Origin of the sequence: Methyloceanibacter marginalis, from assembly GCF_001723295.1 — a bacterium.
Taxonomy (GTDB): Bacteria; Pseudomonadota; Alphaproteobacteria; order Rhizobiales; family Methyloligellaceae; genus Methyloceanibacter; species Methyloceanibacter marginalis.
Genome location: NZ_LPWD01000441.1, coordinates 1 through 9,443, shown reverse-complemented (window position 1 = coordinate 9,443; position 9,443 = coordinate 1). Strand labels below are relative to the sequence as shown.

General features: G+C 64.4%; 8 protein-coding genes and 2 pseudogenes. 6 read left to right on the top strand and 4 right to left on the bottom strand.

Annotated elements, in window-relative coordinates; translation table 11 throughout:
• From AUC71_RS15410 to AUC71_RS21550, 4 genes and pseudogenes are all read left to right on the top strand, one after another.
• On the top strand, nucleotides 1-280 hold a 280-nt coding region (locus AUC71_RS15410), incomplete at its 5' end, for a hypothetical protein (protein ID WP_204376755.1).
• Nucleotides 273-929 (top strand): SEL1-like repeat protein, encoded by a 657-nt coding sequence (locus AUC71_RS15405; protein WP_069624955.1) that lies wholly within the window; start codon nucleotides 273-275, stop codon nucleotides 927-929. The genes AUC71_RS15410 and AUC71_RS15405, both read left to right, overlap by 8 nt.
• Nucleotides 930-1,058: 129 nt before the next feature.
• Complete coding sequence (locus tag AUC71_RS15400) at nucleotides 1,059-1,985, top strand: sulfite exporter TauE/SafE family protein (protein ID WP_069624954.1); 927 nt, start codon at nucleotides 1,059-1,061, stop codon at nucleotides 1,983-1,985.
• Nucleotides 1,982-2,224, top strand: a pseudogene (locus tag AUC71_RS21550) (TIGR02186 family protein); the annotation flags it as partial. The gene AUC71_RS15400 and the pseudogene AUC71_RS21550, both read left to right, overlap by 4 nt.
• 57 nt (nucleotides 2,225-2,281) lie before the next feature.
• Here AUC71_RS21550 and AUC71_RS21545 read toward each other — a convergent pair.
• Nucleotides 2,282-2,677: pseudogene (locus tag AUC71_RS21545) on the bottom strand (GH25 family lysozyme); the annotation flags it as partial.
• 181 nt (nucleotides 2,678-2,858) lie between these two features.
• Here AUC71_RS21545 and AUC71_RS15390 point away from each other — a divergent pair.
• Together AUC71_RS15390 and AUC71_RS18955 are read left to right on the top strand one after the other, a co-directional pair.
• Nucleotides 2,859-3,233, top strand: coding sequence for a DUF2852 domain-containing protein (locus AUC71_RS15390; protein WP_069624952.1), 375 nt, complete (start codon nucleotides 2,859-2,861; stop codon nucleotides 3,231-3,233).
• 184 nt (nucleotides 3,234-3,417) lie between these two features.
• Nucleotides 3,418-3,852 carry a hypothetical protein gene (locus tag AUC71_RS18955; RefSeq protein ID WP_141701759.1) on the top strand — a complete coding sequence of 145 codons (435 nt, stop codon included), beginning with the start codon at nucleotides 3,418-3,420 and terminating at the stop codon, nucleotides 3,850-3,852.
• Here AUC71_RS18955 and AUC71_RS15380 read toward each other — a convergent pair.
• From AUC71_RS15380 to AUC71_RS15370, 3 genes are read right to left on the bottom strand one after another with little or no spacing between them, the layout of a single operon-like run.
• Nucleotides 3,809-4,990: an FAD-dependent monooxygenase gene (locus AUC71_RS15380; protein ID WP_069624950.1), complete on the bottom strand. Its 1,182-nt coding sequence runs from the start codon at nucleotides 4,988-4,990 to the stop codon at nucleotides 3,809-3,811. The genes AUC71_RS18955 and AUC71_RS15380 overlap by 44 nt on opposite strands.
• On the bottom strand, nucleotides 4,980-8,669 hold the full coding sequence (locus tag AUC71_RS15375) for a hydantoinase B/oxoprolinase family protein (protein WP_069624949.1): 3,690 nt from the start codon (nucleotides 8,667-8,669) through the stop codon (nucleotides 4,980-4,982). Before AUC71_RS15375 ends, AUC71_RS15380 begins: the two co-directional genes overlap by 11 nt.
• 18 nt (nucleotides 8,670-8,687) lie before the next feature.
• Nucleotides 8,688-9,218, bottom strand: coding sequence for a gamma carbonic anhydrase family protein (locus AUC71_RS15370; protein ID WP_069624948.1), 531 nt, complete (start codon nucleotides 9,216-9,218; stop codon nucleotides 8,688-8,690).
• Between the last annotated feature and the right edge of the window lie 225 nt (nucleotides 9,219-9,443).

Sequence of the window (9,443 nt, the reverse complement as noted above, 5' to 3'; positions counted from 1 at the left end):
GATCTTCTCCATCGAGGACCCCGCCGCCGCCACGGACGCCGCGCTGGCCGAGAGACTGACGATGACCCCGGTGAAGGGACCGATGCCGCCCGAGGCGCTCGGCCCGCTGCCCTTGCGGAAAGCCGCTTCGGAGGGCGATGCGACCGCGCAATACACGATCGCGGACCGCTACCTGGAAGGCAACGGCACCAAGCGCAACGTGAAGAGCCACCGAATGGCTGGATCGCGCGGCGCGCGCCGGGCTCGCGCCGGCCCAGTATCGCCTCGCCGCCATGTATGAGCGCGGGCTCGGCGTCCCGAAAGACATCGACAAGGCACGGAGCTGGTATGCCGCCGCCGCGGAGCGGGGCAACGTCAAGGCCATGCATAATCTCGCGGTCAGCGTCAGCGGCCGTGACGGCAGCGCCCCGGACTACACCCTTGCCGCCAAATGGTATGGCGAGGCGGCGGCCAGAGGTCTCGCCGACAGCCAGTTCAATCTGGGCATCCTCGCCGAGCACGGGCTCGGCCGGACCAAGGATCTCACCGACGCTTACAAATGGTTCTCGCTGGCCGCCGCTCAGGGCGATCCCGAAGCGAAGAAGCGCCGCGACATGATCCACGCGCAACTGGCACCGGAAACCCTGGCCGCGGCGGACGTCGCGGTGAAGGCTTGGACGGCCCTGCCCGTCACCACGGAAGCCAACGAGGTCGCCAAGCAGTCGACCTGGGCAGCCACGTCGTCGGCCCCCTCACCTCAAGGCGAGCCGCTCGTGACCAAGGCCCAGGTGCTTCTCAACAAGCTCGGCTACGACGTCGGCCCGCCCGACGGCGTGATGGGCGAGCGCACCCGGACCGGGATCAAGCTGTTCCAACAGCGGAACGGCCTGAACGAGAGCGGCGAGGTCACGGCCCCGCTCCTCACCAAGCTCGAGAGCCTGGCGAGCTAGCCGCCTGCCGAATTCACGCTTCGGCCTGATTTTTCGTGACATTTCGTTCAGGTCGGGGCGTAACGCATTGACAGGCTCGCGCGCGGCGAACAGGTTGCCACAGCGCCCGCTCTCTCAACGCCACGGCCGATGTTTCAGATTTATCTGCCCATTGCCGAGATCTCAGTGAACCTCGTGGTGATGCTGGGACTTGGCGCGGCGGTGGGTTTTCTGTCGGGCATGTTCGGCGTCGGCGGCGGCTTCCTGCTCACGCCGCTTTTGATGCTGTCGGGCATCCCGCCGGCCATCGCCGTGGCCACGGGCGCCAACCAGATCGTCGGCACCTCCGTCTCGGGCACGATGGCCCAGTGGCGGCGCGGCAATGTCGACCTGCAGATGGGCGCGGTGCTGATCGCCGGTGGCGTGGTCGGGGCGCTGGTAGGCGTCTTTCTCCTCAAAATCTTGCGCGAGGCCGGCCAGGCGGGGCTGATGATCTCGCTGACCTATGTGTTCTTTCTCGGCTCGATCGGCGCGCTGATGCTGTGGGAGAGCGTCAACGCGATCAGGCGCCAGCGGGCGGGCAAGAGCATCTCCGCGCGCAAGGCAAGCCAGCACAATTGGATCCACGGCCTGCCGTTCAAGATGCGCTTTCCGCGTTCGCGGCTCTATATCAGCGCCATCCCGCCTTTGGTCATCGGCTTTCTGGTCGGCCTGCTCGCTTCATTCCTCGGCGTCGGCGGCGGCTTCATCATGGTGCCGGCGATGATCTATCTGCTGCGCATGCCGACCAATATCGTCGTCGGCACCTCGATCTTCCAGATCATCTTCGTCACGGCCATCGTCACCCTGCTGCACGCAACCCTGAACCACACACTCGATATCATGCTCGCATTCCTGCTCATCATCGGGGGCGTGATTGGCGGTCAGTTCGGCGTGCGCGCCGGTCAGAAGCTGCGCGGCGAGCAATTGCGCGCGCTGCTGGCGCTCATGGTGCTCGGCGTGGCGATCCGCATTCTGCTCGACCTGGTGATCCGGCCGTCCGAGCTCTACAGCATCGTTCCATTGGCGGGGTCATGATGAACACCGCCGCGATCCTCCGTCTCACCGCACTCCTCCTCGCACTGTCGTGCGTGCCCGCAGGCGCGCAACGCGCTGTGCCGGCGCCGGAGGTGAAGCCGGGTACCAGCCAGGAAACGGTTCAGTCGGACATCTCGACGCGCGAGATCGCCATCCAGTCGAACTTCACCGGCATCGAGATTCTCATCTTCGGCAGCATCGATTTCAGCGACTCGCGCACGCCGGGCGAAGGCAGATATGACGTGATCTCCGTGGTGCGCGGTCCGTCCGAGCCCATCGTGCTCCGCAAGAAAGAGGAACCAGTCCGCCTGCTCGCTGGCATAGCGGCACCAATAGATGAAGTGATACGCGCCGCGCGCCACGCCGGCCCGCTTCGCCGCGTGCCAGTTCTGCCGGAATTTCGGATCGAGATGGTCGCCGCCCTCGGTCGCCTTGATGAAGGCGAAATGGATGCCGGCCTCGCGCACCTGCCGCCAGTCGATGTCGCCCTGCCAGTACGAGACGTCGATGCCCTGGATCGGCATGGTGTGGGCGCGGATCACGCCCTCATGCGGTTTGACGTCCTTGAGCGAGCGCGCAAGCGCGCTGCCCCCGCTCGCGAGCCTGCGGCCACCGCAACGGTGAAGCTCAAGTTCATCAGCCGGCGGTATGCAGAACGCATGAAAACTCCCCCGAAGCCCCGTTAAAAGCATACAATTTTCAGCGAATTTACGCTCGGACTCTCGCGCCACGAGGTTAAATTTTCTTTGGCGCCCCTACGCGATTCCCCAGTTCGACACCATATTTTTGAGGCGTCCCCTTGACCGCCTTGCCAAGGGGCCTCATCTATGTAAATGTAAATAACATTCACACCGAAGCCCGGAAAGGACCCCAATGCAACTGGTTGCGACCTTGGACGACTACGGGAAGCCGGCTTGGATCGCGGCGATGATCCTCGGCTTCATTGTCTGGTGGCCTATCGGCCTTGGCGTTTTGGCCTATCTGATCTGGAGTGGACGCATGGGATGTGGAAATAAGAAGGCTTGGCGCGAGTACTTCACCGACGAGGCGCGGCGCTTTGGCGGCGGTCTCGGCTCGACTGGCAATCATGCCTTCGACGAATACCGCGAGGCGACCCTGAAGCGGCTCGAGGAGGAGGCGAACGAGTTTCAAGGCTTCCTCAAGCGCCTGCGCCACGCGAAGGACAAGGCCGAGTTCGACCAGTTCATGGCTGAGCGCGGTCAAGGCGGAACGGCACACACCAACTAAGCTCGCGTCTCCCTGCGAAACGAGCCGAAAACAGAGGCAACACGCTTAAAAGGGCGCGGGATTGGATCCCGCGCCCTTAATTTTTGCGCCAAGGACGGGCTTTTCTTCCGCGCCCGCCCTTGTAGGATGCCGGCCGAAGCGGGCCCCAAGGTCCATCAGAGAAACATGAGCTGAGGTGAACACGATGCATCGCGTAACTGGCCGTCTCGCCGCTTATCTGCTTGCAGGTCTTGCCCTCGCCGCGCCGGCCGCGTTCGCCGAGCCCACCGACATGAAAGATCTCGCTAAAAATCCGCAGAACTTTCTCGGCCAGACGGTTGAGATGGAGGGCTATTGTGTAAAGGGCGGGCGCGCTGGCGATGTGCTCGGCTATGAGTGCACGACCGAGGACGGTGTCTATGTGGATGCGGACGACATCGAGCCCGAAGAGGCCAAGGAGAGGCTTTCTGGCGAGTGCGCCGGCGGGAGTTGCAAGACGACCGTTCAGTTCGAGCCGCACTCCTACACGACGTCCGGCGTGATCGAGCTGGGAAATCGGTCACCGTGTTCAACGCGGAAAAGGCCAAGGTCAGCTTCTAAGAGTAGCCCTCCAGTACGCTCTTGGCGCCGAATGCCTTGAACACGAAGGGCATGACGAGCGGGCTGAAGATGACCTTGATGACGAGACGGCGCAGCCATGGCCGCGAGTGCGCGGACGGGATGAACACCTTGGCAAATGTCGCGGCGTCTTCCTGCCGCTTGGCGACCGCGGGCCTCAGCTTCGCCTCGTAGGCCGTGAACGCCGCCGCGTAATTGCCGTTGTAGCGCTCAAGCTCGCGCGCGATCACATAGGCGCCGGCCATCGCCATGTGAGAGCCCTGGCCGGCCAGCAGCGTGAGACAGCCGCAGGCATCGCCGAGCAGCGCCACGCGGCCGCGCGACCAGCGGGGCATGGCGATTTGAGTGAGCGTGTCGAAGAAGATCGGCTCGCTGCCGTGATAAGCGTCGAGCATCTTCTCGCCGATCCAGCCCGCCCCCGCATAAGCCTCCTGCACAACCGCGAGGCGCTCTCCGCGGGGGACATCCACCTCGTCGTGGCGGAACACGTAAGTGGCATCCAGCCGCTTGTCGTCCAGCGGGTAATAGGCGGCGACGCGGTCGGTCTCCTCGTGCAGCTTCATCGCGCGTCCCACGGGAAAATCATGCTCGGCGAGATGGAAGGCCGCTACATAGGCGCCGAGATAGCGGGCGAACTGGCTCTCGTCGCCGAACACCAGATGCCGCACGCCCGAATGCACCCCGTCGGCGCCGAAAACGAGCGCGAAGTCGCGCGCGCTGCCGTCGTCGAAGGTAACATGCACGCGCTCGCCCGTGTCGTCGAGTTCGGCGATCTCGGTGCCGAAGCGGATCTCCACCCCCAGGCTTTGCGCGCGCTCATGCAGAATGCGCACAAGATCCGACCGCCGCAGATAGACATAGTTTTCGCCGAGCGCGCGGGCCACGCGGGCAATCGGCACCGAGGCGTAGATCACGCCGCTGTCATCCACGAATTGCAGCGCATCGATGGGATAGCGCAGGCTCCGAAGCGCGCCGGTCAGGCCCATGCGCTGGGCCACGTCCCAGCCCGAGCCGAAGAAATCCATCATGTAGCCTTCGGACGGCAGGGCGGCGTCCTGCTCGACGACGAGCGGATCGTGGCCGTGCTCTTTCAGCAGCACGGCGAGCGTGAGCCCGGCGATGCCGGCGCCGGAGATCAGGATCTTGCCGTCAATCGCCATGGGTGACCTTGTTCGAATCACGCTTAGCTGCGCTGCTTGCGAGAGCCGCTCGTCTGCGTACCCCGTTTGCGCCCGCTTTGCCATAGCCGCCGCCGGTTGGCGTCTTGATGACGATAGCCTCGCCGGCCGCGATCACGGTCTGATCGGCGCCTTTCAACCGTTCCAGATGGCCCGACCGGCGCCGCACCCAGTTCTCGCCGGTTTGGACCGGGCTCACCCCCTTTGCGCCGAAGGGCCGCACCTTGCGGAAGCCTGACAGGATGGCGCAGTTCATCTCCTCGAGAAACCGGATCACGCGCAGGGTGCCGTCGCCGGCGCGCCATTCGCCCGTGCCCCCGGAGCCCCGCGCGATCTCGAACCGCTCCAGCAGCACGGGATAGCGCAGCTCCAGCACCTCCGGGTCGGTGAGCCGGGAATTTGTCATGTGCGTCTGCACCGCTGAGACACCGTCAAAGCCCGGTCCCGCCGGCGCACCCGAGCAGATCGTCTCGTAATATTGGAACTGCGCGTTGCCGAAAGTCAGATTGTTCATCGTGCCTTGCGCGGACCCGAGTACGCCGAGCGCGCCATAGAGACAGTTCACGATGGTCTGACTTGTCTCCACGTTACCGCCCGCCACCGGCGCCGGATATTTGGGCTTCAGCAGAGAGCCTTTTGGCACCACGATCTTGATATGGCGCAGGCACCCTGCGTTGAGCGGAATGTCGTCATCCACCAGCGTCCGGAACACATAGAGCACGCAAGCGCGCGTGATGGGCTCCGGCGCATTGAAGGTCGTCGTGGTCTGGGAACTCGTGCCGGTGAAATCGACGGTGGCCTTCTTGGCCTTCTTGTCGATGGTGATGGCGACCTTGATGCGGCTTCCCTGGTCGGTCTCGACCTCGAAGCGCGAATTCTTGAGCTTGCCGATCACCGCACGCACGGCGTCGGCGGCATTGTCCTGCACGTGGCCCATATAGGCCTTCACGACCGCCAGCCCGTAATGGCGCACCATCTTGCGCAGTTCGATTACGCCTTTCTCGTTGGCGGCGACTTGCGCCTTTAGGTCGGCGATGTTCTGCGCCAGGTTCCGCACGGGGTAGGGGGCCTCGGTGAGCAGCGCCCGCACTTCCGTCTCGCGGAAGCGGCCTCGTCCGACGAGCTTGAACGGGTCGATATAGACGCCTTCCTCCTCGATCGAGGTTGCCTTGGGGCTCATGGAGCCAGGCGCGATACCGCCGATATCGGCATGATGCCCCCGCGCGGCGACGAAAAATAAAATGTCCCGGCTGTTCTCGGCGAAGACCGGCGTGACCACGGTAATGTCGGGAAGATGCGTGCCGCCATTATAAGGTGCGTTCAGCATCCACACGTCGCCGGGCTCCAGGTTGTCGCCCACCTCGCGCAAGATTGTCTCGACGCTGCGGTCCATGGAGCCGAGATGCACCGGGATATGCGGCGCATTGGCGATGAGATGGCCCTGCGCATCGAAGATGGCGCAAGAGAAGTCGAGCCGCTCCTTGATGTTGACCGAGCGCGCCGTGTTCTGAAGCGCATAGCCCATCTGCTCGGCCGCCGAGACGAAGAGATTGTTGAACACTTCGAGCATCACCGGATCGGCTTGTTTGCCGATCTTCTCTTCGGCCTTCTTCTTGGCGATGCGGGTGAGAAGGAGATGGCCCATCGCGGTGACTTCCGCCCGCCACTCCGGCTCCACCATCACCGTTTGATGGTCCTCGATGACGAGCGCGGGACCTTCGATCCGTGCACCCGGCGACAGGTCCGCGCGCAGGAAGACCGGCGCATCGTGCCAGCGATCCTGCGTGAAGATGTCAGTGCGCGTATGCGGCTGGGGCGACGGCACCTCGCCTGACTCGCCGACGCCACGCTCTTCGATGGGCGCGCCGCCGCCGGCCGCTTCGACCTCGATCGCCTCGATCTCGATGTCCTTCTCGGGGCTGATGAAACCGAAGCGTTGTTGATGGGCGATCTCGAACAGGGCGCGCATGCCGCGCAAACTGCCGACATTGATCGGCAGCGCGCTGTCCGTGCCTTCGTAACGCAGATGTGCCTGCGCCGTGACCTTCACGGTATCCGGCGTCGACGCTTGGTGCACGAGCTCGTTACGGACTTCTGCCTCCAGCGGCGCGCGGATTTCGGCAAGCGTGCGCAGCCCCTGGTCGTCGAAATGTGCGAGCACGGCTTGCGTGCGCGTCGCCCGCAACGAGGCAAGCCCCATGCCGTAAGCTGACAGCACGCCGGAGAGCGGATGTAGCAACACCGACTTGATGCCGAGCGCATCTGCCACGAGGCAGGCGTGCTGACCGCCCGCGCCGCCGAACGAATTCATCACGTAGTCGGCCACGTCGTAGCCGCGCTGCACCGAGATGGTCTTGATGGCGTTTGCCATGTTGGCCACAGCGATTTTGATGAAGCCCTCGGCGATCTCTTCCGGGTTGCGACCGTCGCCGAGCTTGCGCGCCACGGCTTTGAACGCGCGTGCGACGGCGGCGCGATCGAGCGGCTGGTCTTGGCCGGCCCCGAAGATATGCGGAAAGAAGGCCGGCTGGAGCTTGCCGGTCATGACATTGGCGTCGGTGACGGTGAGGGGGCCACTGCGCCGATAGGCCAGAGGGCCTGGATCGGCGCCGGCGGAGTCCGGACCGACACGGAACCGCGCGCCATCGTACTGCAGGATCGAGCCGCCGCCGGCCGCCACCGTATGAATCTGCATCATCGGCGCGCGCACCCGTGCGCCCGCCACCACGCTCTCGAAGGTCCGTTCGTAAGCGCCGTCATAGTGGCAGACATCCGTGGAGGTACCGCCCATGTCGAAGCCGATCACCTTGGCGAAGCCCGCGCTGTGGGCGGTCTCGACCGCGCCCACCACGCCGCCGGCGGGGCCCGATAAAATCGCGTCCTTGCCGCGGAACAAATTCGCCGAGGTGAGCCCCCCGGACGACTGCATGAACAGCAGCCGAGGGCCGTCACCGCTCTTGGCCGAAAGCGCACCGGCCACGCGATCCACGTAGCGCCTGAGCAGCGGCGAGAGATAGGCATCGACCACGGTCGTGTCCCCGCGCCCAACGAACTTGACCAGCGGGCTCACCTCGTGGCTTGCGGAGACTTGCGCGAAGCCGATCTCTTGGGCGAGCCGGGCCGCCGCGTGCTCGTGGTCGGGATAGGCGTAGGCATGCATGAAAACGATGGCGACCGCGTCGATGCCATCCTTGCGCGCGGCTTCCAAAGCTGCGCCCGTTGCGTCGACATCGAGGGGCACCTCAACCGTGCCGTCGGCACGCACGCGCTCTGGCACTTCAGCGACGCGCGCATAGAGCATGGCTGGCTTCTCGATCTGGCGGGTGAAGATCTTGGGTCGTGCTTGATAGCCGATCTCAAGTGCATCCTTGAACCCCTGGCTGACGATCAGGAGGAGGGGATCGCCTTTGCGCTCGAGCAACGCGTTTGTCGCCACGGTGGTGCCCATGCGCACGCTGCCGATCCGATCGGGCGGCAGGCTCTTATTGCGCGGCACACCGATCAGGTCGGCGATGCCGGCAATGGCCGCGTCCTCGTAATTGTCCGGATTTTCCGAAAGCAGTTTGGTAGTGACGAGACGGCCGTCAGGGGCGCGCGCCACGATATCGGTGAACGTGCCGCCACGATCGATAAAGAATTGCCAGGTGGAGGAGCCGGTCATGCTGCGGAGTTACCCGCATCACGCGATGCGCTTCAAGCCCGCTGCGTATTGTTTCCAGCGTTTCACATAGACATCGGCTCCTCGGGCGATCATGGCACGCCCCTTGTCGTCGACCTCGCGTAGCGCTTTGGCCGGTGCGCCGAGGATCACAGAGTTGTCGGGAAATACCTTGCCTTCGGTGATGAGCGCGTTCGCGCCCACCAAGCAATTGGCGCCGATCCTCGCTCCGTTGAGGATCGTCGTGCCCATGCCGATCAGCGTGTTGTCGCCGATGGCGCAGCCATGGAGGATGACATTGTGGCCGATGACGCAATCCTTACCGATGGTCAGTGGAAAGCCAGGGTCGGTGTGCAGCGTGGCGTTATCTTGGATCTGCGAGCGGGCGCCGATCTCGATCCACTCATTGTCGCCGCGCAGCACCGCGCCCCACCAGATGCTCACGTCCGAATGGAGCCGCACTCGGCCGACCACGGTCGCTGTCTCCGCCACCCAATAAAGCCCATCGGCCGGAAACTCGGGCGCCTGCCCGTCAAGCTCGTAGATCGCCATGCCTGCTCCTTTCGCGCCTCAGAGCCGTGGATACCCTCCCCGCGCGCCCTTGTCATTCCCGCGGCGGCGGGAATCCAGTAATGAGAGGGATAAAGGGGGGGCGAATGGCCGAAGCGGAAACAAAACCTATAGAGACGCAAAGCGCCGTTGACCGGTTCTTCGGGCTCACCGCGCAAGGGACGAGCGTCGGCACGGAGCTGCGCGCGGGCCTCACCACCTTCTTGA

Coding starts and splice junctions, on each gene's coding strand:
- AUC71_RS15405 (WP_069624955.1), top strand. CDS start 273: ATGTATGAGCGCGGGCTCGGCGTCCCGAAAGACATCGACAAGGCACGG.
- AUC71_RS15400 (WP_069624954.1), top strand. CDS start 1,059: ATGTTTCAGATTTATCTGCCCATTGCCGAGATCTCAGTGAACCTCGTG.
- AUC71_RS15390 (WP_069624952.1), top strand. CDS start 2,859: ATGCAACTGGTTGCGACCTTGGACGACTACGGGAAGCCGGCTTGGATC.
- AUC71_RS18955 (WP_141701759.1), top strand. CDS start 3,418: ATGCATCGCGTAACTGGCCGTCTCGCCGCTTATCTGCTTGCAGGTCTT.
- AUC71_RS15380 (WP_069624950.1), bottom strand. CDS start 4,990: ATGGCGATTGACGGCAAGATCCTGATCTCCGGCGCCGGCATCGCCGGG.
- AUC71_RS15375 (WP_069624949.1), bottom strand. CDS start 8,669: ATGACCGGCTCCTCCACCTGGCAATTCTTTATCGATCGTGGCGGCACG.
- AUC71_RS15370 (WP_069624948.1), bottom strand. CDS start 9,218: ATGGCGATCTACGAGCTTGACGGGCAGGCGCCCGAGTTTCCGGCCGAT.